A 25,912-nucleotide genomic window follows, 5' to 3' on the forward strand; every position below is an offset into this window, starting at 1 on the left:
ATTTTCTCATTAGTTTTTTTAATAGAAATAACGCTCGTATTCTAAACGACAAAATGGCATCAGTCTAATTTTGCATTTGATTTTAAGCGAGTAATGATGTCTGTGTAATCTTTTTGTGTGAAAATCGCGCTGCCTGCCACGAAAGTATCCGCGCCTGCTTGAGAGATTTCTGCAATGTTATCGGCATTGACGCCGCCATCAATTTCAAGGCGAATGTCTAAGCCTTTTTCATCAATGATTGTACGCAACTGCTTTAATTTATCTAAAGCAGATGGGATGAATTTTTGTCCGCCAAAGCCCGGGTTCACACTCATCACCAGCACCATGTCTAAATAGTCCCAAACATGATCAAGCACATGGATAGAGGTTGCAGGATTCAACACCAAACCGGCTTTACAGCCCAATGATTTGATGAGTTGAAGGGAGCGATCCACATGCAAAGAGGCTTCAGGATGGAAAGTGATGTAGGTTGCGCCAGCTTTTGCAAAGGCTTCGATCATGCGATCGACCGGTGAAACCATCAAATGCACATCAATGGGGGCAGTGACGCCATAATCACGCAATGCTTTACAGATCATCGGGCCAAACGTGAGGTTTTCCACATAGTGGTTGTCCATCACGTCAAAGTGAATGATGTCTGCGCCTGCATTTAATACAGCATCGACTTCCTCGCCTAAGCGTGCGAAGTCTGCGGATAAAATCGATGGGGCGATCCAAGGAGTTTGTTTCATGGGTTAACCTTTGATGTCTGCTAATGTTTCGTCGATGGCTTTGAGGGTTTGATCTAAATCTTCATACGTATGTGCATTCGATAAGAAACCTGCTTCAAATGCGCTCGGTGCTAAATAGATGCCGCGCTCAAGTAAGCCATGATAGAACTGTTTGAAAAATTCGATGTCACTGGTGAGCGCATCTTTGTAAGTGTTCACAGGTTGATGGGTGAAGAATAAACCAAACATACCGCACACGTGATTGATGTGGATGGGTAAATCATGTTTGGCAAAGATTTTGGCAATCCCATCCATTAAGTAATCGGTTTTGGCTTTGAGCTCATCATAAAAGCCCTCTTCAGACACCAATTCTAATGTGGCTAAACCCGCTGCCATGGCCACAGGATTACCAGACAATGTGCCTGCTTGATACACCGCACCATTTGGGGATAAATGCGCCATAATTTCAGCTTTACCACCAAAAGCGCCCACCGGCATGCCGCCGCCAATCACTTTACCGAAGGTTGATAAGTCAGGCGTGATGTTAAATAAGCCTTGGGCAGAATGTTTGTGTACACGAAAACCGGTCATCACTTCATCCATGATGAATACAGCGCCTGCCTCTGTACAGCAATCACGAATGGTTTGTAAAAATTCACGTGACGGTGGAATGCAGTTCATGTTGCCGGCAATGGGTTCTACAATCACGCACGCAATTTCATCGCCATATTTGGCAAAGGCTTCTTTGAGTTCTTCAGGATTGTTGTATTCAAGTACGATGGTGTGCTGCGTTAAATCAGCTGGTACGCCCGGTGATGATGGCTCAGCAAAGGTCAATAAACCAGAGCCTGCTTTCACTAAAAGGGAATCAGAATGGCCATGATAGCAGCCTTCAAATTTGATGATTTTGTTGCGGCCAGTATAACCACGGGCTAAACGGATGGCACTCATGGTGGCTTCTGTGCCTGAGCTTACCATGCGTACGCTGTCCATTGAAGGAATGATCTCAAGAACTTTTTTGGCCAATGCGGTTTCAGAAACAGTGGGCGCACCAAAAGAGAGGCCATTTTTTGCGGTTTCCACAACGGCTTCAATCACTTTAGGATGGGCATGACCCACGATCATCGGGCCCCATGAACCCACATAATCGATGTATTTTTTGTCATTGACATCATAAACATAAGCGCCTTCACCCTTTTTGAAAAACACAGGTGCACCGCCCACTTGTTTAAATGCGCGCACAGGAGAGTTCACGCCGCCAGGAATATATTGTTGTGCTTCTTCGTAAAGTGCTTCAAAACTGACCATTTCTCAACCTTCAAAACTTAGAAATAAAGCTAATATTCTAGCAAAATTAATTAAGATTTAATTGTTAAATTAAAATGAAGTACAATAACCAACACTATGTGTATTAATGATTGATGAATTTTAAATTAATTGGATGAATTTTATGTCAGAAGCAATGAAGAATATTGTTGAAACAACCTTAGATGATATGAAAGGTGTGGATATTAAAGTATTCGATGTCAGCGAAATTGTGAAGTATACCGACTGGGCTGTGATTGTTACAGGGACTTCCTCAACTCACCTTAAAGCGATGGCCAATAAGCTTGAAATCAATATGAAAGAGCAAGGTCATACCGTGATCGGCATTGAAGGCGTGGAAAGCGGCAACTGGGTATTACAAGATTATGGTGACATCGTGGTGCACATCATGACTAAAGATGCGCGTGAGTTTTATCAGTTAGAAAAATTGTTCATCTAGTATGATTGTTCACCTCATTGCCATTGGCAACAATATGCCAAGTTGGGTGAAAGAAGGCTTTGATGAGTATCAAAGCCGTCTTCGTAATGAAGTGCAACTCAAAATGGTGGAAATTCCTGCCCAAGCTCGCAAGAAAAATGCAGACATCTCTAAAATCCTCAAAGAAGAGGGGCAAAAGATGCTTGCTGCCGTGCCAAAAGGTGCGCGCATTGTGGGGCTTGATGTGGTGGGTAAAGCGGTGACAACGCCAGAGTTGAGCCAAATGATGGCCGGCTGGTTGCAAGGTGGCACTGATATTGCGTTATTGATTGGCGGTCCTGAAGGTTTTTCTGATGACGTCAAACAGAGCTTTCAGCAGAGCATTTCTCTGTCTAAATTGACGTTGCCACATCCGATGGTGCGTATTTTGGTGGCAGAGCAATTATTCCGTGGTTGGAGTATTTTGCACAATCATCCGTATCACCGTGAATAATTGAAATGAGATATAAAAAAAGCCTGATCATTGATCAGGCTTTTTTGTTGTGGAATGCATTAACCTTTATAACGGCTGAGCACCACAGTTGCGTTTGTACCACCAAAGCCAAAGCTATTGCTCATGATGTTATTGATCTCAACATCTTCCACTTTTTTGCGGATGATTGGGAAGTTTTCCAATAAAGGATCAATGTGATCAATGTGCATGCTTGCTTGAAGGAAATTGTTTTCCATCATCAGAAGGGAATAGATCACTTCATTCACACCGGCTGCGCCTAACGCATGGCCTGTTTGTGATTTTGTTGAAGAGATCATTGGGAATTTATCCCCAAATACACGTTCAACGGCCATGATTTCAGGAATGTCACCGGCAGGTGTTGAAGTGCCGTGTGCATTGATGTAATCAATCGGGCCTTCAACTGTGGCCAATGCTTGACGCATACAGCGCTCTGCGCCTTCACCACTTGGAGCAACCATGTCATAACCATCAGATGTTGCGCCGTAGCCAGTGATTTCTGCATAGATGTGTGCACCACGCGCTAATGCGTGTTCTAACTCTTCAACCACCACGATGCCGCCACCGCCAGAGATCACAAAACCATCACGGTCACGATCATATGGACGTGATGCCACAGATGGATTGTCATTGTATTTAGAAGACAATGCGCCCATGGCATCGAACATTGCGCTCATAAATGGGTGCAACTCTTCACCGCCACCGGCAAAGATCACATCTTGTTTACCCAATTGGATTTGCTCAACAGCATTACCAATACAGTGGGCAGATGTAGAGCACGCTGAGCTGATGGAATAGTTCACACCTTTGATTTTAAACGGTGTGGCTAAACATGCAGATACAGTAGAGCCCATTGTGCGAGTCACCATGTATGGACCCATTTTTTTCGTGGCACCTGTTTTGCGCATGCTATCGACGGCATCAATTTGATTGCGCGTCGATGCACCGCCCGAACCCACGATTAAACCTGTGCGCTCATTCGAAACCATTTCAGGGGGTAATTTTGAGTCTTCAATCGCTTGCTCCATCGCTAAATAAGCGTATGCCGCAGCATCAGCCATAAAGCGGAAAGTTTTACGATCAATATGTTCAGCAGGGTTGATGCGAATCGCACCGTGAACATGGGATCTAAAACCGAGATCAGCCATCTCTTGAGAGAATTCAATACCTGACTTACCTGATTTGAGAGACTCTAATACTTCTTCTTTGTTGTTTCCGATACTAGAAATAATCCCAAGACCTGTGATAACAACACGTCTCATAATGTTTCTCCTAAACGTTAAAAATTATCTGTTGAGGTAAAAAGACCAACTTTGAGGTCATGTCCTGTGTAGATGATTTTACCATCTACGGATAAAGTCGCATCTGCAATACCCATCGTCAATTTGCGCAAAATAACACGTTTCATGTGAATGTGGTAAGTTATTTTTTTTGCGGTGGGTAAGACTTGACCGGAGAATTTCACTTCGCCACAACCAAGTGCACGGCCGCGACCAATGCCGCCTTTCCAGCCTAAATAGAAGCCAACCAATTGCCACATTGCATCTAAGCCAAGGCAACCTGGCATGACGCTATCGCCAATAAAATGACAAGGGAAAAACCATAAATCGGGATTGATGTCGAGTTCAGCGACGATTAAACCTTTATTGTAGTTGCCACCATCTTCAGTGATTTCCACAATGCGATCGCACATCAACATTGGTGGCATTGGCAATTGTGCATTGCCTTCACCAAATAAGTTGCCTTTTGCGCATTCAATCAGTTCTTCTTTGGTATAACTTGCTTGTTTTGTCACATCAATTCCTTTGAAAATAGTGGATATTCAATTATAAAATCCGATGATTATACTGTTTTATCGGATGGATTGAAAATGGTTTGGTAGTGATTCAGAACGTCATTTGCCGTGATTTGGTCAATTTTATTGTCATTTCCAAAATTTTTGGCCTCAAGCACGGTGACTTTTTCCCCATAAGGCTTCGATTGTGTTGGATTTGTCGGGCCAAAGAGGGCGATGACGGGCGCATCACTTGCCGCTGCAAAGTGTGCGATGCCGGTATCATTGGCCACAATGAGCTCAGCGCCATTGAGCCAATAGGGGATGTCTAACAGTGCGGTTTGATCGCATAAATTGATGATGCGCTCATCGCTATCAGCGATTTGTTTGCAGATTTCCGCTTCACTGCCGGCGCCAAGGACTAAAATGCGCGTCACACAATTGTGATTGAATAATAATTGCGCAAGTTCCATAAAGCGCTCAGGATGCCAACGTTTTTCGGGGTGCTGTGGACTGCAACCAGGCACAAAAACGGCAAAGGTATGATGCTCTAATAGATGCTGCTTTTTCTCTTCAATGCGCGCGATGATTTCAGGCGATGCAATGATGCGGGGGCGTGTACTTGTGCGAACCACGCCCACACTTTTGAGTGCTGCATAAAAACGATCAACAACGTGATTGTTTTCAATGTCATGGGTTTTAATGTGATTGTCATAACACCAATGGCGGCTGCGTCCAATGATGGTTGCGCGAGTAAAGCGGAGAGTTTTTGCCGCAGAGAGCAACATGCGAGAGCGATCACTGTTTTGTAGATCAATGATCAGATCATAATTTTCTTGTTTTAATGTGGTGAGCCAACGCCAAGTGGCGCCAAAGCCCTGTTTTCTGAGTTTAAAGTCAATGAGTTGATGAAAACGATCATCATGCACAAAGAGCTGATGCCACGGAGGGAGCACATTTAAATCAATCTTTGCGTGTGGAAATGTGGCTTTAATGTCATCAAAGGTGCTGCTTGCAAGCACGCAATCGCCCATCGCGCTCCATTGAATGATCAAAATGCGGCGATAATCTTTCACAAGGTTATTCATAGAGATCCTTTTCACCTTCAGGGCGAGTTTTAAAGCGCCGATGCGCCCATAAATATTGCTCAGGGGCTTGCATGATCCATGATTCAAACATTTTATTCAAACGCTCGCAATCTTCAACAGGCGACTCAGAAGGGAAGTGATCAAGGGCAGGGAGGATCTTCACTCGATATTGATTGCCTTCACGAATGCAATAATAAGGCAGCACTTTAGCTTTGCCCACTTTTGCCATTTGGGAGGTCGCGGTGATCATCAATGCTTTGACACCAAAGAAATCCACAAACACATGATCACTGCCGCCATAGTTTTGATCAGGTGCATACCAAAGCAGCTTGCCTTGGCGAAGGAGTTTGATGGTTTTGCGGATTTCGTTGCGATTGACGGGCTCATTTTGTGATTGAGCAGTGCGCATTTTAAATTGGCGCTCTTCATACGCGCGGTTTTTGTGCTGACGATACATCGCCACAAATGGGGTTTTGAGCGTAATGGCACGTGCGCCAAGCTCAAGGTTGCAAAAGTGCACGGTCAATAACAGCGCGCCTTCACCTGAGGCTTTCACGGCGTCTAAATTCTCTAACCCTTCATAGATGAAGAGCTCTTTGACCTGTGCTTCAGGTTTTAACCAAGCGGCTAAAGTTTCAAAGATGCCCATGCCAAGGGCGTTAAAATTCTCCTTAACGAGCTCAGTTTGCGCATCTTTAGATAAATCAGGGAAGCACAACGCGATGTTGCGCTCCACAATGTGGCGGCGTTTTTTCGCCACATAATACGAGAGCCTGCCAACGCCTTTGCCTGCGGCTAATAAGATGGGCATTGGCAATCTCGCAATGTATTTGCCAACCCAGAAGCCTAAGGCAATCGCATGATCTTTAATCCAGTTCGGCTTATGGTATTGCATGATTACTGTTTGTTTTGATCACAAATTGGGGCAATGAAATGTACGGCTGTGTCCCAAGGTTGCTCGATCCATGTATCTTGTGACACATCGATGACGTTAAAGTCCACCAATGGTTTGCCTTGTGGTTTGGCAAAGATGGTGACGAAGTAAGCTTTTGGATACAATTGACGGATCAATTTTGCCGTATTGCCAGAGTCCACTAAGTCATCAATGATGACAAAGCCTTCGCCTTCATTCGGTAAATTGCACTCTTTAACGAGTTGCATGTCTGTTTGCTGTTGATATTCGTGGTAGCTTGCAATGCACAAGGTATCCACGTAACGAATGTTCAATTCGCGCGCAACGATCGCAGAAGGCACTAAACCACCACGACTGACCGCAATGATCCCTTTCCACTCTTGACGTTCGATTAAATGTTGAGATAAAGCTTTCCCGTGAACTTGGAGCATATCCCAAGTAACTAAATATTTTTTCGACATTTTGGTTTCCAGTAGATGAGGTTCTGATATAAAATAGCCGGTTATTATAGTTTTTTTTCTTTGATTACACCAGTCAAAACATTTGCTGATTTGACGGGTGATCTTTTTTTGTAAGGTTAGACAGTGACTACTCCTAAGATTGGCTTTGTTTCGCTCGGTTGCCCAAAAGCATTGGTTGACTCCGAATATATCTTGACGCAATTGCGTACTGAAGGATATGAAATCGTTCCACAATACAATGATGCAGACCTCGTTGTGGTCAACACTTGTGGCTTTATTGATTCAGCGGTGCAAGAGAGCTTAGATGCCATTGGTGAAGCGTTAGATGAAAATGGCAAAGTGATTGTCACAGGTTGTTTAGGCGCAAAAGCGGACACCATTTTGGAAAAATATCCAAATGTATTGAGTGTGACAGGTCCGCATGCATTCCAAGAATTGATGGGCGCTGTGCATCATCATTTGCCAAAGCCGCACGATCCCTTCATGGATTTGGTGCCACAAGCGGGCATTAAATTGACGCCGCGCCATTATGCATACCTTAAAATTGCAGAAGGGTGTAATCACAGTTGTACGTTCTGCATCATTCCGACGATGCGTGGTAAACATCAATCATATCCTGTGGAAAATGTCTTGTCACAGGCGAAAAAATTGGTGAATTCAGGTGTGAAAGAGCTATTGGTGGTGGCGCAAGATACCAGTGCTTATGGCGTGGATGTGAAATATAAAACAGGTTTTGCCGATGGCACACCTGTCAGAACACACATTCAAAACCTCTGTGAAGAGCTTGGTAAAATGGATGCATGGGTGCGTTTACACTACATCTATCCTTATCCACATGTTGATCATTTGATTCCATTGATGGCAGAAGGCAAAATTTTGCCGTACATCGATGTGCCCATGCAACACGCATCCCCACGCATTTTAAAAGCCATGAAGCGCCCCGCCAATAGTGAAAATATGTTGATGCGCATCAAAAAATGGCGTGAAATTTGCCCTGAAATCACCATTCGCTCAACTTTCATTGTTGGCTTCCCAGGGGAAACGGAAGAAGAGTTCCAAATGCTTTTAGATTTCATTGAAGAAGCACGTTTAGATCGCGTGGGGGCATTCATTTATTCACCGGTGGAAGGCGCGCCCGCTAATGATATTGCAGAACTCATTCCGGTTGAGATTCAAGAAGAGCGCTTAGGTCGCTTTATGGAGCTTCAAGCCCGCATTTCTGCGGAGAAATTGGCGCTTAAAGTGGGTCAGACGTTAGAAGTATTGGTGGATGACTTTGATGCTGAAAATGGTGTCGCCATTGGCCGCACAAAAGCTGATGCCCCTGAAATTGATGGCTTGGTTTACATCGATGGCGCGGATGCATCGTGCGTTGGTAAAATTGTCAATGTATTGATCGATGAAGCGGACACCTATGATTTATATGGTGAGCTCATCTAACATGAGTTTTGTGCCGAATTAAGCTACACTATGACAGTTAAAATTTAGAAATGGGTAATTAATAATGGCCAATGATATCTACAGAATTCTTTATGTTGAAAGCAGTGCAGAAAAGGTCACTCAACTCAAGCAGTTGATTCGTGTGTCGAGTGTTGAGAGTAAAATCACTTTTGATGTGGCAACGACAGATTCTGTGGATGGCATTAAAATGGCCTTAACCAAAGAGGGCTGTGACTTAATTTTGTTACAAGACTCTCCAAAAGTCCCTGATCTGAAAGAAATCACCGATGCCATCGGCATGCAAAGTGTGCCGGTGCTTGTCTTAGTGGCAGAAGAGCAATTTTTAGAAAAACGTCAAAGCATGATGCAAGAAGGGGCGCTTGATGTCGGTTCATTGCAACAAAGTGATGTGCTTTTTAAACAGATCGTGCGTGCCATTTTTGAGCGTAAAAATCAGCAAGGTTACCGCGAAACTTTAGAGAAAAATGCCCAGTTGGCAGAAATTACGGCGCAATTGGCCGCGCAATCTGAAGATTTGATTGCCTATTTTGGTGCCACCGATGGCCTCTTTTTATATGCAAATGAAGCCTTTTTAAAATATTTCGGTTGGCAAGATTTTAATGAATTGGCAGCGACAACGGCGCTTGAATACATTGGGGCTGAGCAATCGGCATCTTTTAAAAAGATGATGAAAATTGCGAGCAAAACAGGCAAAGAGCAGCAAGCGACGTTAAACCTCATCAATCCTCGCAGTGGCGAAGCTGCAGAGGAAGTGGTGACGATTAAACCTGCAATGCATCAAGAGTTGCCTTGCCTTGAAATTTTTGTGGCGCAATCAAATGCAGGACAAACTGCACCTGTTGTGGTGGAGGCTACACCTTCTCTTGCGTCGCAGTTTTATAACCGTTTGGCATTCATTGAGAATTTATCAAATTTTGTGGGCAGCTCATCTTGGTTGGTGAGTTTAGTCTTAGAAGATTATTTTAATTTTCGTAAAAAATATGGCGTTGAGGTGTTAGAGTCCTATTTCTTGGGGCTGGCTAAACATTTAGATGCCCAGATCAGCAATCTGCATTATGCGCGTTATTCTGATGAAAGCATGGTGCTTTTGCTCACTAACAGTGACATGACAAAAGTGGATCGCTTAGGGATGGCGATTGTGGCCAGCGCAGAAGGTTATGTGTTTAAAGCAGGGGATGTGAGTTTTCATGGTTCATTTTCCTTCTCTTACACCAATTTAGGCGATTCAGTGGAAGGCATCATTGATGCCTGTGCGCGTTTAGATGATTTATCTGGTTTATTAGAAACCCGCGTGGTCTTTACGGATAAAAAAGAAGAGTCAACCCGTGCCATTCAAGCGGTGCAACATGGCGTTGAAATCTTAGAAGTGGGCGACATCGATGAAGAGTACATGCCACTCTTTACTGCATTGAATGATCAGCACATTCGTCAAACCTATATTCCGGTGGCAGACTTCTTAGCCCAAGGCAAAGAGAATTATGTGGCCAGCTTCTCATTGCGCGATGCACAGGGCAATCCTGTGGTGTGGAACCGAAGCTTCACCTTCACCTCAGACAATGTTTTGATGCGTGATTTAGATCAATTCATGCTCTCAACAGCCGCTGAGAATCTTGCCAAAGTCGAGGGCGGCAATAAGCGCATTTTAGTGCCGTTATCCATGTACTTTTTAACCAAGCCTGAATATTTGATGGATTGGATTGAGCAAAATGCTAAAGCGCCTTGTGTGGATCATCAAATCATCTTTGGTTTGGCAGAAGAGGTGGTCGATGAGCATTTTGAGGCAGCTAAACACTTCTTCCATGTGATTGCAGATGCAGGCTTTGCCGGCATGGTGTATGACGTGGTGGACATTACATCGACGATGGTCACAGAACTTGATGTGGTGATGGTGGCCTTGTCTGAAAACTGTATTGGCCGTATGAGTCGCAGCATCTCGAGTGATGAGATGATCAAATTACCAAAATTATTACAAGATTTAGAGCGCAAAGGCGCAGGTTTAATGGCAACGGGTGTCAACTCACCAACGAGCATGACGCTTGTGTGGGAATACACCATTCCTTATGCCTCAGGCACCATGATTGGTGCTGTGACAGAGTCATTGGACTTTGATTTTTCACAAGTGATCATGTAAGGGGATAAAAATGACAATGACACGTCGAGGCGTATTACTGGCAGCAGCGGCTTTAGTGGTCACTGGTTGTGGCTTTCATTTGCGCGGTGCCATTCAGTGGCCAAAAGAGTATCAGAAGGTTTATATGGTGGGCTATAACCCTGATGATCGTCAGACGTTTTACAGCGCAGTTGTGAAGTTTTTCCCATCTGGCGTTAAAATTGTGATGGATGAAGCTCAAGCAGATTTAATCATTCAAGTATTGTCAGAGCAGCAAACTTCACGTGCCGTGTCAGGTTTAGCGGTGGATCGCGCCACAGAAGAAGTGGTGACATTAACCATGGTGGTGCAAGCGAAAGATCACGATGGGCAAGAGATTTTGCCGCCGACCACATTAATGCGCGAACGTGACTTTAGTTATCAAGAAGCGGCGTTACTCAGTAAATCCACAGACAGTCAACGTGTCTCTTACGCCCTTCGCCAAGAGTTGGCGGGCATGTTCATGCGCCGTTTAGAAGCTGCCTTACGAGTTCAACCATGATTGCACTGATTCAACGTGTCAATCACGCAAGTGTAAAGGTTGATGGAAAAACCATCGGGGCGATTGATGCAGGTTTATTGGCATTTGTCGCCATTGAAAAACATGACACGCCACAAACGGTTGAAAAAATGGTGGAAAAAATCATCCATTACCGCATTTTTTCTGATGATGCCGGCAAAATGAATCGATCGCTGCAAGACACAGCGGGCGGATTATTATTGGTGTCGCAATTTACATTGCTGGCCAATACCGATAAAGGGCGCCGTCCATCCTTTACAGACAGCCCACCGGTTGAAATGAGCATTGCGCTGTATGAACACAGCATTATGCATGCCAAAACATTGTTACAAACGGTGGCACAAGGGGAATTTGGGGCCGATATGAAAGTATCCTTAGAAAACGATGGCCCTGTCACATTTTGGTTAGAAGTGTAGATGATAGAATCCGATAGAATATTGATCAGCGGTGAAAAACAACGCGAAGAAACCGTCATTGATCGCGCCATTCGCCCGAAGCGTTTACAAGATTACACTGGGCAAGCGGCGCTTCGCAATCAGTTAGAAATTTTTATTACGGCTGCCCGTAATCGTGGGGAAGCGCTCGATCATGTGTTGCTGTTTGGTCCACCAGGATTGGGGAAAACAACACTTGCCCACATCATTGCCCATGAGTTGGATGTGGGGTTAAAACAAACCTCAGGGCCTGTGCTTGAAAAAGCAGGGGATTTGGCGGCACTATTGACGAATTTAGAGCCGAATGATGTGCTGTTCATTGATGAAATCCACCGCTTGAGCCCGATGATTGAAGAGGTGCTCTATCCTGCACTTGAGGATTATCAGTTGGACATCATGATTGGGGAAGGGCCTGCGGCGCGCTCCATTAAGATTGATTTGCCGCCTTTTACATTGGTGGGTGCGACAACGCGTGCAGGCTTATTAACCTCGCCACTGCGTGATCGCTTTGGCATCATGTCCCGCTTGCAGTTTTATTCCAATGATGAATTGACCAACATTGTTTTGCGTTCAGCATCGCTTTTGAATGTGGAATTGATGCCAGAAGGTGCCGCTGAAATTGGTAAACGCTCCCGCGGTACGCCAAGGATTGCCAATCGTTTATTGCGCCGCGTGCGCGATGTGGCAGAGGTGCGTTCAAATGGCGTGATCGATGTGGCGATTGCTAAAGAAGCGTTAAACATGCTAGAAATTGATGCCTATGGTTTAGATGAGCACGATCGCCGTTTGTTGCAGTTGATTGTGGAAAAATTCTCAGGCGGTCCTGTGGGGTTAGATACGATTGCTTCAGCTTTAGGGGAGGATCGCGGAACGTTAGAGGATGTGATTGAGCCTTATTTGATTCAAGAAGGGTTCATTATGCGTACCCCAAAAGGTCGCGTGGCCACTGAAAAGTGTTGGCAATATTTTGGCTTAGAGATGGAAGCATGATGCAAAAAACAGGTGGATTGATCATTGGATTACAGGGTACGACCGTCACGACTCAAGAGCGTGCATGGCTCATGCATCCTTTGGTGGTGGGCGTGATTTTATTCACCCGCAATTATGAAAGCTTAGAGCAGCTCATTTTGTTGACAGCAAAAATCAAAATGATCAACCCGAAATTGATGATCTCTGTGGATCATGAAGGTGGGCGCGTTCAGCGTTTTCGTGAGGGATTCAGCCGTTTACCACCGATGGGATCATTAAAAGAGTTGTATGCACAAAATATGCATTCAGCCCTCATGCAAGCGGAGCATTATGGTTATGTGATGGCCTCAGAGCTCAAGCAAGTGGGTGTGGATTTTAGCTATGCGCCTGTGTGTGATATTGATTATGGGCACAATACAGTGATTGGCGATCGCGCTTTTCACAGTGAGCCCGATGCGGTGGCGGCCTTGGTGATGGCTTTTTATCAAGGCATTCGTCGCGCAGGTTCCATTGGCGTGGCTAAGCATTTTCCGGGGCATGGTTATGTGTCAGTGGATACCCATTTAGGGATTGGCATTGATGAGCGCTCGCTTGATGAGATCGAACGCACAGATTTATTGCCCTTCATTACATTGATTGATGCCGGAATAGAAGGCGTGATGCCTGCCCACATCATCTATACAGCGATGGATGATGCTCATACAGCGGTCACTTCACGCACATGGCTGACATATCTTCGGGAGGTGTTGCATTTTGAAGGTGCCATCATCAGCGATGATTTAGATATGAAAGGGGCAGCGCATTTAGGCAGTGCCATAGCAAAAGCTCAAGCCTGCTTTGATGCAGGCATTGACATTATTTTGTGCTGCAATGATTTTGCGGCAATTGAGGATCTTTTATCCCTCACCACAGAGCGCGTGCTTAGTGAGGATGTGCGTTTTCGCTGTGAAGTGATGCGCGCGCACTTGCAGGATTGCTCGGTAAGCGCTTGAACTGTTCAGGATTAAAGCGCGTTCCTAAATCATAGTGTAAAACGCCCTCAGGATCGCGATAAGCATAGGCATAATGATCATCATAATAGTGCCACACATAAAGTTCAGTGACGGGGAATTTTGCCTCAATTTTCAGCTTTTTCGTTAAAGTTTTATTGAGGTGAAAACAGCCCATAAATTCTAAGTCATGGGCTTTGAGTCCATCTTCATCGATCAATAAATCGCCATATTCATAGCGCATAAAGGCAGCAATGCCACGCTCTTCTGTATCTGTTAAGCCTGTGGTGCCAAACCAATCAGCCATTTCTAAGACAGAAGCCTCAGCGCGTTCATTGCGCTCAAAAACATCATCGGTGATGAAATCATCTTTGAGCACATAAAAGAATTCTGTTTTACAGTGCCCTGAATAAAAGAGTGCAGGATTTCGATTTGGCAATGGTACGGCAATCGTGTGCATACCTTGAATAAGGGTGGGATCATTTTCTTCACTGAGCCACAAAAATTGTGACACCACAATGTGCAATGCAGCATCAATGGGGTCAAAACGGCGCGAGATTTCAATGGTGGTGTGTTCAGACAATCCTTCAGGCAGCAGTTGCATGCGCTCTGGCATGGCTAAAAAATCTTGGTAAGATCGGGTTTTTAATTCATCAACCAGCGCTTCAAAGATGGCATTGTCTTTTGTATGTATTGTTTTTAACACAGCGATCGTCTCCGTTTTGGTAACAATGCTCACTAGTTTACGGAGAATTAAAAAAAATACTTTGATCTGGTGACAGTTTTTGCTTTAAAAAACATTTAACTGCATTAAAATGTAAACTTTTGTTGATGGGATTGAAAGGTATGACCTATTTTGTGGGCGCACATGTCAGCGCATCAGGTGGTGTGGATTTAGCACCGCAGCGAGCGAAAGATATTGGGGCAAACGCATTTGCCTTATTTACGAAAAACCAGCGCCAATGGAAGGCCAAGCCGCTTGAGCCAAAAGTGATTGCCAACTTTAAAAAGGAGTGCTTCAAACTCGGTTTTAAAGGCAATCAGATTTTACCCCATGACAGTTACCTCATTAACTTAGGGCATCCGGAAGAAGAGGGACTCACCAAATCCCGTGAGGCTTTTTTAGATGAGATGCAGCGCTGCGAGCAATTGGGCATTGAGTTGCTGAACTTTCATCCAGGCAGCCATTTAAATAAGATCAATATTTCTGACTGTTTAGCACGCATTGGCGAGTCCATTAACATTGCGTTGGATCAAACCAAAAATGTGGTGGCTGTGATTGAAAACACCGCAGGGCAAGGCACCAATTTAGGCTTTGAATTTGAGCAGCTTGCTGAGATCATTCACCATGTGGAAGATAAAAGTCGCGTGGGCGTATGCATCGATACTTGTCATGCCTTTGTGGCAGGGTATGATTTACGCACGTTTGAAGCGTGTGAAAAAACCTTTACCGCCTTTGATGAGATTGTTGGGAATCAATATTTGCGTGCGATGCATCTAAACGATGCGAAAACAGACTTTGAAAGCCGTGTGGATCGCCATGCGAGTTTAGGACAAGGCACCATTGGCTTAGGGGCGTTCGAATACATTATGCAGCACCCACAATTTGAAGGCATTCCTTTAATTTTAGAAACCACCAATCCTGACATTTGGGATCAAGAGATCGGTTTATTGCGCAGTTTTACACAGGAAGCATGATGGATTCATTAGCATTGATTTTGCCAGCAGATGGGCAAATGCCAGAGTTGGCCAATACATACACGGTACAAAGTGCACCATTGACGTATCCCTCTTTTGTGTGGGATGGGCAATCACTCTTTTGGCAAGATGAAGCGAAACAGAAATTAACTGTGGACTTTGCCTCTCCGAAACAGTTGTGGCGCTTTTCTAAACTCAATAAAGCGCAAGAGCCCATTTTGCGTGCATTAAAATGGAAAAATGGCGAAGGTCAAACGGTGTGGGATTTAACGGCAGGCCTTGGGCGCGATGGTGGATTGCTGGCATATTCTGGTTGTACAGTGACATTCTTTGAGCGCAATCCCACGTTGCAAATTCTGCTCTCTGAGGCGATTTTTAGCCTTCAAACAGAGATGCCAGAGATGGCTGCCCGCATTACATTAAATCCCATGAGTTCGATTGATCATTTAAAATTGGCATTGAAAGATGACGCCATGCCATTGCCAAACAGTTGCTATATGGATCCGATGTATCCGCACCGTAAAAAATCAGCATTGGTGAAATTAGATTTACGCATGGTGCGTGATTTAGTGGGCGATGATCCGGACAGTGCAGAATTACTATCACTGGCCATTGATTTACTGAAAAGCGGGCGCGGTATGCAGCGCGTGGTGGTTAAGCGACCTGCAAAATCAGAATATTTGGGCGATTTTAAACCCAGTTACAGCGTTGAAGCGCCCAATACGCGCCTTGATGTTTACGTGCCTTAAGGAGTCAACATGAAACAATTACACGGGGCGATTTTTGATGTCGATGGGTTGCTGTTTAATACAGAGCAACTTTATTGTGACATCTGCATTGAGGTGGCGCCTAAATATGGCATCACCACATATGATGAGCACTATTATCGCCGTTATTTGGGCACATCGAATCAAGATTTGTACACCATCTATCAGCAAGATTTTCCCTTTTTGAGTGTTGAGGATGTGGATCAATTCATTCGTGAAGTGCAATCGATAGCCGAAGGATATTTATTGGCTGGCGATGTGGCGATTAAGCCTGGCGCTACCGATTTATTGGCATTTTTGGCATCAAGGAACATTCCGTGCGTGATCGCTTCAAATAATTATGCCCATTTCATTGATGCGATGCTCACACACCATGGCATTCGCGAGCACTTTGGGCACATTTATGCGCTCGATCACATTGAAAATCCGAAGCCGCACCCAGAAATTGTGCATAAAGCGGTGGATTTTTTAGGGCAATCTCACAGGGATGTGGTGATGTTTGAGGATTCAACAAATGGTGCTAAAGCTGCCATTGCGGCAAATGTACCGGTGATTATGGTGCCAGATATGTTGCCGCCGCCGGATGCGCTTCGTCCCTCTTTGCTCAAAGAGTGCGAAAGCTTAAAGCATGCCTCTGACTTTATTCAGCAGCATTACCATTGGTAAGAGGATAAAAAAGCGAACAGATGTTCGCTTTTTTCTTAGGCGGTGCCAATTTCTTGAGATAAACTTTGGATTTTCACGCCGGAGCTCTCAAATAAATCATTCCATAACAATTCCCGCTCATCACGAGAGAAGAGAAACTGCTTATCAAAAGGCAGCGGCATCCAGACATTGCGTTTTAACTCTTCGTTGAATTGATCCGTGCTCCACACAGAATAGCTGTCAATGATGGAGTGAGAAATCTCAGGATACGATTCAATGATGGTGGCAAGTACATCGGCAGAGGTGGTGATGTCCACACCCGGCGCAATTTCGACAGCTTTGTGCCATTTTTGAATGTGTTCATGGAGCACAAACAGCTCTTTTAAGCGCACAGGACCGCCTGAAATGAAATTTAATTTATCCATGTCTTTAGGGTCAATGGCCAGATCATATTGGGCAGAGATTTCATCTTTTGAGAGTAAATTTTGTTGATTGATGATGACGCCTAACACAAATTGATCCGTATGTTCGAGCACGAAGATCACCGAACGATGAAACACTTCATCGTCGATGTGGGGCATGCTGATCAAAAATTGGCCGCGAAAATTAACTGACATGTCGCTGAGCTTTCCATTGATCAATGAGCACGGTCATTAAATCACGTCCGACCGGAATGCCGGTGGCGTTTTCAATTTGACGAATGCCTGTGGGGCTTGTGACGTTGATTTCGGTTAAGTAACCGCCAATCACATCTAAGCCCACAAAGGTTAAACCGCGTTTTTTAAGTTCAGGTGCAAGGCGCGCACAGAGCTCAAAGTCACGTTCAGTTAAAGCCTCAACCACCGCTGTCCCACCGACCGCTAAGTTCGCGCGAGTTTCGCCTTTAGGTGGAATGCGCACCATCGCATAAGGCACAGGTTCGCCATCAATGATGAGGATGCGTTTGTCACCATTTTTAATGGCAGGTAAATATTTTTGCATCATCACCGTGGTGGTTTGTTGGGCGGTTAAGGTTTCTAAAATCACATTTAAATTCGGATCATCTTTTTGGATTCTAAAGATTGCCGTGCCGCCCATGCCATCAAGGGGTTTGATGATGGTGTCTTCATGCTTTTCAATGAAGGCTTTTAAGAGATGATATTGACTGGTGACAAGCGTAATGGGGCACACATCCGCAAACCATGCAGTGAACAATTTTTCATTGCAATCACGAAGGGAGCGCGGATCATTACAAACAAGTGCCCCTTGTTTTTGCGCAAGCTCTAAGAGGTAAGTGACATAGATGTAATGCATGTCAAAGGGTGGATCTTTGCGCTGCACGATGATGTCTTGATCTGAAAATGTCACGATTTCAGCTTCTTTGAGCTGATACCAATCGTGTTCTGTCAAATCGATCGTAACGGCTTGAACGGTGGATTTGACCACACCTTCGTCAATGAAGATGTGGGCAGGATTCACGTAAAAGCATTCATTCACCAAATCTTGAGCAGCCATCATCATGGACAATGTGCTGTCTTTGTGAATGTTAAGGGTATGGAGCGGATCCATGACGAAGAATATGCGAGGCAAGCTCATGGCAATTTCCTAAATTGAGAATAAAATTCCGTTGCCAAATACTATGGGGCTTGCGTGAAGAAAAAACAAGGGTTATGCCCAATCTCCTAAGAGTGTATGTAAGCTACTGATGACAGAGAGGGCGGCGGTTTCTGTGCGCAAAATTCTCGGGCCAAGGGTCACAGGATGGCAATTGTCTTGTGAGGATAACCATGCAAGTTCAGCCTCACTAAACCCGCCTTCAGGGCCAATGATGATGCCAAATGCATGTTCTGTCTGATGATTTTTGATCCAATGACCGAGGGAACATTCCGCAGTGGGCGAGAGAATTAAATACGGGCGATCTAACAATAACGACTCAATGTTTTTAAGGGAGGCAAAAGGCGTCAGCATTGGGACTTTGTTCAAGCCAGATTGCTCACAAGCGCTTTCAAGAATGCCTTGCCAATGGCTGAGCTTTTTATCTTGTTTGTCGCTGTCATTGAGCTTAAAACTGCTGTGTTCACTCATAAAGGGCGTGATACGATTGACGCCCAGCTCTACTGCTTTTTGAAACACAAAGTCCATTTTATCGAACTTTGCAAAGCTTTGGATCAAATGCACATCAAATGGCGCGCTGCGATCAATGGCAATGTGGGCATGCAGCGTCACAGTGAGGGATCGCTTGCCAATGTCATGGATGATGGCAGGATATTCGCCACCTTCACCATTGAACAGCACCAGGTGATCGCCCACTTTTTTACGCATCACACGCACGATGTGATTGAATTGTGGGTCTTTAAGTTCAACGGTTGCGTGAGGTGCTAGCGGTTCTTGAGTATAAATGCGCATGAATTAATCCAAATGCTGATAACGGTCAGGTTCGCCCTCGGGGGCAGTTTTAAAGCGTTTATATGTCCACAAATATTGTTCAGGGGCTTTGCGGATCTCTGTTTCAATGGCGTGATTGAGCGCAGTGATGGAGGTCAATGTGTCTGGATCACGCAATTGATCATCAATTTTAATGAGCTCAATGGTGAACGTGCCCGTGGCTAAATCGCGTTTTGAGGCCACAATGTAGGCTGGAATGTCAAAGCGATTGGCCAGCCGAGAAACAAGTCCCATCGTATTGGTGGGCAGATTAAAAAATGGCGCGAAAATGCCTTCGCCATGGCCAGGATCTTGATCCGGTAAAATGCCAACGCTGCGCCCATTTTTCATGGCTTTCATCATGTCGCGAATGCCTTGCGTGGTGGTGGACACAAGCACTGCACCATTTTTTCCGCGCCCTTCGATGATGATGGGATCAATGTACAGGCGGCTCGGGCGATAAAGTGTCGCTAAAGGATACAAGGATGAGGCATATAAGCCACTCAATTCCCATGAGCCAAAGTGCGGCGTGATGAAAATCATCTGCGGATAACGTGCTTGATCCTCGGTAAATTCAGGCGGCACAGTGATGTTGGTCACCGATTGCAAAATCTTCTCATAGGGATTGAGCCACATAAAACTCATCTCAAAGAGGGTGGCAGAATTGTGGCGAAGCGTCTCTTTGAGTAGCGTTTGGCGTTCGGCATCTGACAATTCAGGAAAAGCCAATTGTAGATTGCGCGCGGCGATTTTACGCGTTTGATTCGGGATGTGGTAAAGCCCAAAGGCAATGAGGTCAGAGAGTCGATACAAGCTTTTGAGCGAAAAACGCGCAAAGAACCGTAGCAAAGCGGTGATCACTTTTGCACGAATGCGGCGGCGTAAAGGTATCGAATCGCTCATGATTATTGCTCAGCGTTTTGACGGGCGATGTCCGCGATGGAAAACTCCTCGTCATCATCGTCATAGGATTTTTCAGGAATGTCGATGCCTGCTTTACGCAATTGATTGTTGCGGTATTGTAAAACGGCTTCGCGCTGGAATGTGTAGTTATCGAGCGAGATTTTCTTAGAGATGTTGTCGGCTGATAATAATTCAGAGCGCGCATTGACGGCATCAACGGCTGCAAGCGCCACTTCCGTTTTAAAGTCAATGAAGTAGCCTTTTGGATTGGTGGCAAAGACATCGACCCCAAAGCCCACTTGATCACGCATGGTGCGTGGTGGCAAGAATGGCAAGAGGAAATAGTTGGTGTCTTTCCAACCATAATAGGCAAGCGTCATCCCAAAATCCGCTTGTTGATACTCTGGTAATTTAAAGGTGTGGGTCAGGTCAATGAGTCCTGCTAGCCCAAAGGTGCTGTTAAAGACAAAACGATGCATCGATTCTAGCGCGGCCACCGGTTTGCCTTGCAATAGGTTATTGACCACGTTGCGTGGTTCTGTGATGTTGTTAAAGGCGTTTGAAACCCCTTCACGCATGAGCTCTGGGGTAATCGCACGGTAACCTGTTGCCACAGGTTTTAATAAAACTTCATCCACCGTGGTGTTGAATGCATACACTTTACGGTTATAGCTTTCATAAGGGTCAGCCGGATTGCTGCCCGCACAACCTGCGAGGATCAAAGTGCCAAGAAGAAGCGTTGTTAATTTAGTCATGGGATGCTCAAAAGAAAGTTTTTAGAAATTTTTAGTATTTTAACCCAGTCCCGCGATTCATCAAATGATTCGCCGCTGCAAACAATACCACCAATAACAGGCTCAGTAAGCCTAATGTCCAACCAATGTGAATGTCAGAGATGCCAAGCATGCTGTAACGAAAACCATTGACCATGTATAAAATTGGATTGAAGTAGGAGAGCGTTTCCCAAAACGGTGGCAACAATGTCACGGAATAGAAAATGCCGCCTAAATAGGTGAGGGGCGTTAAGACAAAAGTGGGCACAATGGAGATGTCATCAAATGAGTTGGCAAACACCGCATTGATAAAGCCAGCGAGCGCAAAGACAGCAGAGGTCAGTAAAAAGACCGTGATCGTCAATGCAAAGTGCTGAATGGAGATCGGTGTGAAAAAGAGTGTGACAATCGTCACAATGATGCCCACAAAGACGCCGCGCGCAATGCCGCCTGCCACATAGCCAGAAATGATGAGCAGATTAGACACGGGCGAGACTTGTAATTCTTCCACATAATGTTGGAATTTTGCCCCAAAGAAGGAGGAGACCACATTCGCATAGCTGTTATTGATGACGGTGAGCATGATTAAGCCTGGCGCAATGTATTCAATGTAGCTAAAGCCGCCCATGTCGCCAATTTTTCCACCAATGATTTTCCCAAAAATCACAAAGTATAAAGCTGTGGTGATGGCAGGGGGCAATAAGGTTTGTGGCCAAATGCGCACAAAGCGCAAAATCTCTTTGATGAGAATGGTTTGGAAGGCAATCCAATTGACATGTTTATTCATGGCTGTCCTCATGGTTTCCCGTCAGTTTGATGAAAAGCTCCTCTAAGCGATTGGCACGGTTACGCAATGTTTCCACTTGAATGTTTTGTGCATTCAATGTGTTGAACACTTCGCTGATGGTGTGGGGCTTGGTGATTTCAGCCTCTAAGGTCATCTCATTGATGAGACGAAAGTCAATGCCCGGTGCTGCTTTGGGCGCTTCGGTTAAAGGTGCATGTAAGCTCAGCACAAAGGCTTCGGATTGAAGTTGACGCAGAAGATGATCCATCGAGCAATGCTCGATAATCTCGCCATGGCTGATGATGGCGATGTTTTTACAGAGCAATTCTGCCTCTTCTAGATAATGCGTCGTTAAAATAATTGTTGTACCGGTTGCATTGATCTCTTGAAGAAGCTCCCACGTTTGGCGGCGAATCTCAATGTCTACACCTGCTGTGGGTTCATCTAAAATCAAAAGCTTTGGCTCATGCATCAAAGCACGCGCGATCAATAAACGGCGCTTCATCCCACCGGATAAATTGCGCGCCATCACGCGGGCTTTATCAGAAAGGTTTAACAGTTTGAGATATTTTGCGGCGCGCGCTTTGGCAATTTTGCGTGGCACGCCAAAGTAACCGGCTTGATTGACAAGGATGTCCTCACACAATTCAAACTGATTGAAGTTAAACTCTTGTGGCACTAAGCCCACTAAGGATTTTGCAGCGCGCATCTCTTTTTTATGGTCATGGCCAAAAATCTCCACTTGACCACTCGATGCATCGAGTAAACCCGTAATGATGCTGATGGTGGTGGATTTACCTGCACCATTTGGGCCAAGCAAGGCGAAAAAGTCGCCTTGTGCCACGGTCAAATCGATGCCTTTTAATGCCACTTTGCCATTGTGATAGGTTTTTGCTAATCCACGAATGGCAAGGGCCGGTTGCTTTGCATTAATCTCTGTCATATCTACGATTGTTTGATTGATTAGAAGCGCGAGCAGGGCGCGCTGAGCGGCTGCTGTCGCTACGTTTTGCGCCATCAAAGCGCTTTGCATCCCCAAAGGATGGGCGTGATGAACGCTCGTTGCGTTCTGTGCGCGGTGCGCGTTCACTTCTGTCTGTTCGCGCTGAGCGATCGGTGCGTTCTCCGCGAGATTTGCGATCTCCCATTGGGCGATCGGGGGCAAATTTACGGTTGGGTTTAGCACGATACGCGCCGCGTTTATTTTCAGGGGCAACGTAGAAGTTTTCCATTCTAAATTGCATGCCTGCATCTTCTAATAAGGCTTTGGTGTCATCGATTTCTAAGTCAATGGAGTGACCGGCACGCAATGATTTTGGCAAGGTAAAACTGCCATAGCGCACGCGAATCAAGCGAGACACGGTTAAGCCTTGAGATTCCCATAAGCGGCGAACTTCACGGTTTTTACCGCCTTTTAAAATGACGTGATACCAAATGTTCGCGCCTTCACCGCCAGAGTAGAGAATGTCATCAAATTTAGAGAGGCCATCTTCAAATTCCACACCGTTTTTCATGTTTGTCACCATCTCTTCTGTTAAGGTGCCAAGCACGCGAACGGCATATTCACGCTCAATTTCGCTTGAGGGATGCATCATTTTGTTGGCCAATTCGCCATCATTGGTGAGGAGCAATAAGCCTTGTGTATTGATGTCTAAACGGCCAATGGAGATCCAGCGGCCATTTTTGATGGGTGGCAAGCTGTCAAACACTGTGCGGCGGCCATCAGGATCATTGCGCGTCGTCACTTCGCCCACAGGCTTGTTATACGCAATGATGCGGCGCACGAATGGGGAATCATCCAATTTTATCGGCTGACCATCCACAAGGATCTTCTCTGAACCATCGACGGTGGTGCCAAGGGCGGCCACTTTACCATTGACACTGATTCTGCCTTCGCGAATCCAATCCTCCATGGTGCGGCGCGAGCCTAAACCAAGATTTGCCAATACTTTTTGTAAACGTTCGCTCATAGTTCTTCCGATAAAATGTGATAGAAAAAGGTCTATATTCTACCGAAAAAACTGCCTAAAGCCTATTGCATTTATTTAATCTTCAACAAGTGGTAAGCGAATGGTGACAATTAAGCCATCGACGGCGCCATTTTCAAAGGAGATCGAGCCATTGTGATGCTTGATGATCTCGTTCGTAATCGTGAGCCCTAAGCCATAGCCGCCATCTTTTTTATTGCGGGCGCTGTCCACGCGATAAAACGGTTTGGTTAAAAATGGAATGTGCTCTTCAGGCACGCCATTGCCGTGATCTTTCACCTCAATGATGGCCTCATTGGTGGCAGGATCAAGTTTTAAAGTCACCATGATTTTAGTGTAAGGCTTGGTGTGAAAGAGGGCATTGCGAATGATGTTTTCAATCGCACGCTCTAATTTTAAGAAATCACCGCGCACCACCATGTGATTGTCAAAATCAAGGTCAAACTCGATGCCTTTATTTTGTTTTGAGAATTCAAAGGCGGCATCATCAATCAACGATTCAAGCATCGCGGTTAAATAAACCTCTTCGCCTGTATCAATCAGGGAAAGCTGATGATTTTGCAATGGGCGCAGATAGTTTAGGATCTCATCGATCAATTCATTGAGACGTGAGCCTTCATTTTCGATGCGATCAAGCAGCTCTTTATAATCGTATTTATGAAATTGGCGCTCTTTGAGTAAGTTGATGGCCAATTTTTGGCGAGCAAGGGGTGATCTGAGCTCATGGGCAATGTCTGAGATCATCTCTTGCTGTGATTTTTGTAATTTAGAGAGATTTTGCACCATGATGTTGAAGTTTTGGCACAATTCACGAATCTCAGGCGTGGCAATTTGAATGCTCTCAGGGGCAATTTGCTGCAGATTGCCTTTACCCACTTGTTGGGAAGCGCGGATCATTTCAGCCACAGGCAGTAAAAAACGGCGCGCCCAAAAGAAGGTGAAAAAGAGAATGAAGAAAAAGATCGGAATGCCACGGATCACAAAGCCTTCAAAGGAGAGGCCAAAGTAAAGCATAGAGTGGCTCGGATTTTTCACTTCAATCAGGTAGAGATTGTCATTTTGATCGGTGAAGTAAAAGAGCTGATTCTGTTTAATGGCGCTCATTTGAAACAGCTCTGTGTGGGTGGTTAAAATGTTTTTGTCAGGCGTAATCGGGCCTAAAAGGTGCAGGGAAATGTATTGATCATACTTTTTCGCCAGTGCTTCAACACGATACACAGGATTGCCATCTGTGCCATAATTGCCTGCAATCACGAGCTCAGAGAGCACAGGAATGACCTCTTGATGATAAATGGTTTTCCATTCATCATTGTATTGATCAGAGATGTAAATGTAGGCGAGCTGCACGCTCAGTACAATGATGCTGTAGACTAAAACGACAGATAGCCACGCTCTGAATAAGAAGCTTTTATAAAACTCCTTAAAGCCCGAAAATTTCTGCTTAAACACTTAACTGATAGCCTCGACCGCGAACACTTTTAATTTCCACATCGTGTTCAATGATTTTTTTACGAATGTTTGAAATGTGCACATCTAAACTGCGATTAAACGGTGGCAATTTTTTGTGCATCGCCTGCATGGAAATGGTGTCTTTTGGCACCACAGCTCCTGGATTTTCTGCCAGAACCACGAGGATTTCATACTCGATGCCTGTTAAATCAATCGGTTGCTGATTGATGTAGAAAATGCGCTTTTGTTTGTCCCAATGAATTTTTTCTTTCTCAAAACTCTCAACGCCTTGGGTGGCATTTTGCTGAGCACGGCGCAAAATGGCTTTGATGCGTGCAAGCAATTCACGGGGCTCTGGGGGTTTTGAGATGTAATCATCGGCGCCTAATTCTAAACCTAAAATGCGGTCAATGGGTTCAGATTTAGCCGTGAGCATGATCACCGGTAAGTTTGGATAGGTTTGGCGTAATTGCTTGAGCGTTTCAATGCCATCTAAATTCGGCATCATCACGTCGAGTAAGCAAACATCGAAAGATGAAGTTTGTGCAATTGCGAGAGCATCAAAGCCATCGTTGGCCACGACAACTTCTAAACCTTCACCGGATAAGTAAGTGGATAAAAGCTCAGAAAAGTCTATATCATCGTCGACGAGTAATAATTTTTTATTATTCACACTGCAATCCTATAAATCACAAAAAGGTTAAACAAAAGTATAAGCAAGGATAATATAAAGTATTTATTAACACTTCACTATACAATAATATCTAGGGGAGCTG

General features: G+C 45.0%; 29 protein-coding genes. 11 read left to right on the top strand and 18 right to left on the bottom strand.

All coding sequences use genetic code 11. From position 1 onward, the window contains the following. Positions 1-59: 59 nt before the first annotated feature. Together rpe and hemL are read right to left on the bottom strand one after the other, a co-directional pair. A complete protein-coding gene (gene rpe / locus B9T10_RS06980) occupies positions 60-731 on the bottom strand; it encodes a ribulose-phosphate 3-epimerase (RefSeq protein WP_094538139.1) in 672 nt (223 codons plus the stop codon). Positions 732-734: 3 nt separating this feature from the next. Then, complete coding sequence (gene hemL / locus B9T10_RS06985) at positions 735-2,018, bottom strand: glutamate-1-semialdehyde 2,1-aminomutase (protein ID WP_094491626.1); 1,284 nt, start codon at positions 2,016-2,018, stop codon at positions 735-737. Between the two features lie 142 nt (positions 2,019-2,160). Between hemL and rsfS the strand changes: the two genes are divergently transcribed. Together rsfS and rlmH are read left to right on the top strand one after the other, a co-directional pair. Next, on the top strand, positions 2,161-2,475 hold the full coding sequence (gene rsfS / locus B9T10_RS06990; RefSeq protein ID WP_008315709.1) for a ribosome silencing factor: 315 nt from the start codon (positions 2,161-2,163) through the stop codon (positions 2,473-2,475). Between the two features lies 1 nt (position 2,476). Beyond that, positions 2,477-2,947 carry a 23S rRNA (pseudouridine(1915)-N(3))-methyltransferase RlmH gene (rlmH, locus tag B9T10_RS06995; protein ID WP_063504198.1) on the top strand — a complete coding sequence of 157 codons (471 nt, stop codon included), beginning with the start codon at positions 2,477-2,479 and terminating at the stop codon, positions 2,945-2,947. Between the two features lie 59 nt (positions 2,948-3,006). Here the strand turns inward: rlmH and fabB are convergent, their stop codons facing one another. From fabB to gpt, 5 genes are read right to left on the bottom strand one after another with little or no spacing between them, the layout of a single operon-like run. Then, positions 3,007-4,227, bottom strand: a complete 1,221-nt coding sequence (gene fabB, locus B9T10_RS07000) for a beta-ketoacyl-ACP synthase I (protein WP_008315707.1) — start codon at positions 4,225-4,227, stop codon at positions 3,007-3,009. Positions 4,228-4,244: 17 nt separating this feature from the next. Next, on the bottom strand, positions 4,245-4,760 hold the full coding sequence (gene fabA / locus B9T10_RS07005; RefSeq protein WP_008315704.1) for a 3-hydroxyacyl-[acyl-carrier-protein] dehydratase FabA: 516 nt from the start codon (positions 4,758-4,760) through the stop codon (positions 4,245-4,247). Between the two features lie 47 nt (positions 4,761-4,807). Next, positions 4,808-5,827 (bottom strand): glycosyltransferase family 9 protein, encoded by a 1,020-nt coding sequence (locus B9T10_RS07010; RefSeq protein ID WP_094538140.1) that lies wholly within the window; start codon positions 5,825-5,827, stop codon positions 4,808-4,810. Next, positions 5,820-6,722, bottom strand: coding sequence for an LpxL/LpxP family Kdo(2)-lipid IV(A) lauroyl/palmitoleoyl acyltransferase (lpxL, locus tag B9T10_RS07015; RefSeq protein WP_094538141.1), 903 nt, complete (start codon positions 6,720-6,722; stop codon positions 5,820-5,822). Before lpxL ends, B9T10_RS07010 begins: the two co-directional genes overlap by 8 nt. A gap of 2 nt (positions 6,723-6,724) precedes the next feature. Next, positions 6,725-7,201, bottom strand: a complete 477-nt coding sequence (gpt, locus tag B9T10_RS07020; protein WP_008315700.1) for a xanthine phosphoribosyltransferase — start codon at positions 7,199-7,201, stop codon at positions 6,725-6,727. Between the two features lie 123 nt (positions 7,202-7,324). Between gpt and rimO the strand changes: the two genes are divergently transcribed. From rimO to nagZ, 6 genes are all read left to right on the top strand, one after another. Continuing rightward, complete coding sequence (gene rimO / locus B9T10_RS07025; protein ID WP_094538142.1) at positions 7,325-8,641, top strand: 30S ribosomal protein S12 methylthiotransferase RimO; 1,317 nt, start codon at positions 7,325-7,327, stop codon at positions 8,639-8,641. 64 nt (positions 8,642-8,705) lie between these two features. After that, complete coding sequence (locus tag B9T10_RS07030; protein WP_094538143.1) at positions 8,706-10,793, top strand: EAL domain-containing protein; 2,088 nt, start codon at positions 8,706-8,708, stop codon at positions 10,791-10,793. A 10-nt stretch (positions 10,794-10,803) separates the two neighbouring features. After that, complete coding sequence (locus tag B9T10_RS07035; RefSeq protein ID WP_094538144.1) at positions 10,804-11,313, top strand: LPS-assembly lipoprotein LptE; 510 nt, start codon at positions 10,804-10,806, stop codon at positions 11,311-11,313. Then, positions 11,310-11,747 (top strand): D-aminoacyl-tRNA deacylase, encoded by a 438-nt coding sequence (dtd, locus tag B9T10_RS07040; RefSeq protein ID WP_008315696.1) that lies wholly within the window; start codon positions 11,310-11,312, stop codon positions 11,745-11,747. Before B9T10_RS07035 ends, dtd begins: the two co-directional genes overlap by 4 nt. Beyond that, the gene (gene ruvB / locus B9T10_RS07045; protein WP_026165744.1) at positions 11,748-12,755 is read left to right on the top strand and encodes a Holliday junction branch migration DNA helicase RuvB; all 1,008 of its coding nucleotides are present in this window, start codon (positions 11,748-11,750) and stop codon (positions 12,753-12,755) included. Beyond that, entirely contained in the window at positions 12,752-13,726 is a 975-nt protein-coding gene (gene nagZ, locus B9T10_RS07050; protein ID WP_246782174.1) for a beta-N-acetylhexosaminidase, read from the top strand. The genes ruvB and nagZ overlap by 4 nt, the downstream gene beginning before the upstream one ends. On the opposite strand, the gene B9T10_RS07055 is transcribed toward nagZ, so the two are convergent. Further along, positions 13,656-14,429: a hypothetical protein gene (locus tag B9T10_RS07055; RefSeq protein ID WP_094538146.1), complete on the bottom strand. Its 774-nt coding sequence runs from the start codon at positions 14,427-14,429 to the stop codon at positions 13,656-13,658. The genes nagZ and B9T10_RS07055 overlap by 71 nt on opposite strands. A gap of 140 nt (positions 14,430-14,569) precedes the next feature. Here B9T10_RS07055 and nfo point away from each other — a divergent pair, with 140 nt between their 5' ends. Genes nfo through B9T10_RS07070 form a run of 3 tightly spaced genes read left to right on the top strand, consistent with a single transcriptional unit; the run spans position 14,570 to position 16,854 of the window. Next, positions 14,570-15,421: a deoxyribonuclease IV gene (nfo, locus tag B9T10_RS07060; protein WP_008315692.1), complete on the top strand. Its 852-nt coding sequence runs from the start codon at positions 14,570-14,572 to the stop codon at positions 15,419-15,421. Then, positions 15,418-16,170, top strand: coding sequence for a class I SAM-dependent methyltransferase (locus B9T10_RS07065; RefSeq protein ID WP_246782175.1), 753 nt, complete (start codon positions 15,418-15,420; stop codon positions 16,168-16,170). The genes nfo and B9T10_RS07065 overlap by 4 nt, the downstream gene beginning before the upstream one ends. Positions 16,171-16,179: 9 nt before the next feature. After that, entirely contained in the window at positions 16,180-16,854 is a 675-nt protein-coding gene (locus B9T10_RS07070) for an HAD family hydrolase (RefSeq protein ID WP_094538148.1), read from the top strand. Positions 16,855-16,889: 35 nt separating this feature from the next. On the opposite strand, the gene B9T10_RS07075 is transcribed toward B9T10_RS07070, so the two are convergent. The 10 genes from B9T10_RS07075 to B9T10_RS07120 form a co-directional block, all read right to left on the bottom strand. Then, positions 16,890-17,450 (bottom strand): YqgE/AlgH family protein, encoded by a 561-nt coding sequence (locus B9T10_RS07075; protein ID WP_063504208.1) that lies wholly within the window; start codon positions 17,448-17,450, stop codon positions 16,890-16,892. Beyond that, positions 17,440-18,408 carry a glutathione synthase gene (gshB, locus tag B9T10_RS07080; protein WP_094538149.1) on the bottom strand — a complete coding sequence of 323 codons (969 nt, stop codon included), beginning with the start codon at positions 18,406-18,408 and terminating at the stop codon, positions 17,440-17,442. Before gshB ends, B9T10_RS07075 begins: the two co-directional genes overlap by 11 nt. A gap of 72 nt (positions 18,409-18,480) precedes the next feature. Beyond that, positions 18,481-19,218: a 16S rRNA (uracil(1498)-N(3))-methyltransferase gene (locus B9T10_RS07085; RefSeq protein WP_094538150.1), complete on the bottom strand. Its 738-nt coding sequence runs from the start codon at positions 19,216-19,218 to the stop codon at positions 18,481-18,483. A 3-nt stretch (positions 19,219-19,221) separates the two neighbouring features. Further along, on the bottom strand, positions 19,222-20,139 hold the full coding sequence (locus B9T10_RS07090) for a lysophospholipid acyltransferase family protein (RefSeq protein WP_094538151.1): 918 nt from the start codon (positions 20,137-20,139) through the stop codon (positions 19,222-19,224). A 2-nt stretch (positions 20,140-20,141) separates the two neighbouring features. Beyond that, entirely contained in the window at positions 20,142-20,894 is a 753-nt protein-coding gene (locus B9T10_RS07095) for an MlaA family lipoprotein (RefSeq protein ID WP_094492643.1), read from the bottom strand. A 31-nt stretch (positions 20,895-20,925) separates the two neighbouring features. Continuing rightward, positions 20,926-21,699, bottom strand: a complete 774-nt coding sequence (locus B9T10_RS07100) for an ABC transporter permease (protein WP_094492644.1) — start codon at positions 21,697-21,699, stop codon at positions 20,926-20,928. After that, the gene (locus B9T10_RS07105; protein ID WP_094538152.1) at positions 21,692-22,642 is read right to left on the bottom strand and encodes an ABC transporter ATP-binding protein; all 951 of its coding nucleotides are present in this window, start codon (positions 22,640-22,642) and stop codon (positions 21,692-21,694) included. The genes B9T10_RS07100 and B9T10_RS07105 overlap by 8 nt, the downstream gene beginning before the upstream one ends. Beyond that, the gene (gene rluB, locus B9T10_RS07110) at positions 22,629-23,669 is read right to left on the bottom strand and encodes a 23S rRNA pseudouridine(2605) synthase RluB (RefSeq protein ID WP_094538153.1); all 1,041 of its coding nucleotides are present in this window, start codon (positions 23,667-23,669) and stop codon (positions 22,629-22,631) included. The genes B9T10_RS07105 and rluB overlap by 14 nt, the downstream gene beginning before the upstream one ends. A gap of 75 nt (positions 23,670-23,744) precedes the next feature. Further along, positions 23,745-25,136 carry a HAMP domain-containing sensor histidine kinase gene (locus B9T10_RS07115; protein WP_008315679.1) on the bottom strand — a complete coding sequence of 464 codons (1,392 nt, stop codon included), beginning with the start codon at positions 25,134-25,136 and terminating at the stop codon, positions 23,745-23,747. Beyond that, positions 25,129-25,809 carry a response regulator transcription factor gene (locus B9T10_RS07120; RefSeq protein WP_018122636.1) on the bottom strand — a complete coding sequence of 227 codons (681 nt, stop codon included), beginning with the start codon at positions 25,807-25,809 and terminating at the stop codon, positions 25,129-25,131. Before B9T10_RS07120 ends, B9T10_RS07115 begins: the two co-directional genes overlap by 8 nt. Positions 25,810-25,912: the final 103 nt, after the last annotated feature.

Source organism: Wohlfahrtiimonas chitiniclastica, from assembly GCF_002252325.1.
Lineage (GTDB): Bacteria > Pseudomonadota > Gammaproteobacteria > Cardiobacteriales > Wohlfahrtiimonadaceae > Wohlfahrtiimonas > Wohlfahrtiimonas chitiniclastica.

Bases quoted from the DNA above. Each gene is read 5' to 3' on its own strand.
- rpe (WP_094538139.1), bottom strand. From the start codon at position 731: ATGAAACAAACTCCTTGGATCGCCCCATCGATTTTATCCGCAGACTTC.
- hemL (WP_094491626.1), bottom strand. From the start codon at position 2,018: ATGGTCAGTTTTGAAGCACTTTACGAAGAAGCACAACAATATATTCCT.
- rsfS (WP_008315709.1), top strand. From the start codon at position 2,161: ATGTCAGAAGCAATGAAGAATATTGTTGAAACAACCTTAGATGATATG.
- rlmH (WP_063504198.1), top strand. From the start codon at position 2,477: ATGATTGTTCACCTCATTGCCATTGGCAACAATATGCCAAGTTGGGTG.
- fabB (WP_008315707.1), bottom strand. From the start codon at position 4,227: ATGAGACGTGTTGTTATCACAGGTCTTGGGATTATTTCTAGTATCGGA.
- B9T10_RS07010 (WP_094538140.1), bottom strand. From the start codon at position 5,827: ATGAATAACCTTGTGAAAGATTATCGCCGCATTTTGATCATTCAATGG.
- lpxL (WP_094538141.1), bottom strand. From the start codon at position 6,722: ATGCAATACCATAAGCCGAACTGGATTAAAGATCATGCGATTGCCTTA.
- gpt (WP_008315700.1), bottom strand. From the start codon at position 7,201: ATGTCGAAAAAATATTTAGTTACTTGGGATATGCTCCAAGTTCACGGG.
- B9T10_RS07030 (WP_094538143.1), top strand. From the start codon at position 8,706: ATGGCCAATGATATCTACAGAATTCTTTATGTTGAAAGCAGTGCAGAA.
- B9T10_RS07035 (WP_094538144.1), top strand. From the start codon at position 10,804: ATGACAATGACACGTCGAGGCGTATTACTGGCAGCAGCGGCTTTAGTG.
- dtd (WP_008315696.1), top strand. From the start codon at position 11,310: ATGATTGCACTGATTCAACGTGTCAATCACGCAAGTGTAAAGGTTGAT.
- ruvB (WP_026165744.1), top strand. From the start codon at position 11,748: ATGATAGAATCCGATAGAATATTGATCAGCGGTGAAAAACAACGCGAA.
- nagZ (WP_246782174.1), top strand. From the start codon at position 12,752: ATGATGCAAAAAACAGGTGGATTGATCATTGGATTACAGGGTACGACC.
- nfo (WP_008315692.1), top strand. From the start codon at position 14,570: ATGACCTATTTTGTGGGCGCACATGTCAGCGCATCAGGTGGTGTGGAT.
- B9T10_RS07065 (WP_246782175.1), top strand. From the start codon at position 15,418: ATGATGGATTCATTAGCATTGATTTTGCCAGCAGATGGGCAAATGCCA.
- B9T10_RS07070 (WP_094538148.1), top strand. From the start codon at position 16,180: ATGAAACAATTACACGGGGCGATTTTTGATGTCGATGGGTTGCTGTTT.
- B9T10_RS07075 (WP_063504208.1), bottom strand. From the start codon at position 17,450: ATGTCAGTTAATTTTCGCGGCCAATTTTTGATCAGCATGCCCCACATC.
- gshB (WP_094538149.1), bottom strand. From the start codon at position 18,408: ATGAGCTTGCCTCGCATATTCTTCGTCATGGATCCGCTCCATACCCTT.
- B9T10_RS07085 (WP_094538150.1), bottom strand. From the start codon at position 19,218: ATGCGCATTTATACTCAAGAACCGCTAGCACCTCACGCAACCGTTGAA.
- B9T10_RS07090 (WP_094538151.1), bottom strand. From the start codon at position 20,139: ATGAGCGATTCGATACCTTTACGCCGCCGCATTCGTGCAAAAGTGATC.
- B9T10_RS07095 (WP_094492643.1), bottom strand. From the start codon at position 20,894: ATGACTAAATTAACAACGCTTCTTCTTGGCACTTTGATCCTCGCAGGT.
- B9T10_RS07100 (WP_094492644.1), bottom strand. From the start codon at position 21,699: ATGAATAAACATGTCAATTGGATTGCCTTCCAAACCATTCTCATCAAA.
- B9T10_RS07105 (WP_094538152.1), bottom strand. From the start codon at position 22,642: ATGACAGAGATTAATGCAAAGCAACCGGCCCTTGCCATTCGTGGATTA.
- rluB (WP_094538153.1), bottom strand. From the start codon at position 23,669: ATGAGCGAACGTTTACAAAAAGTATTGGCAAATCTTGGTTTAGGCTCG.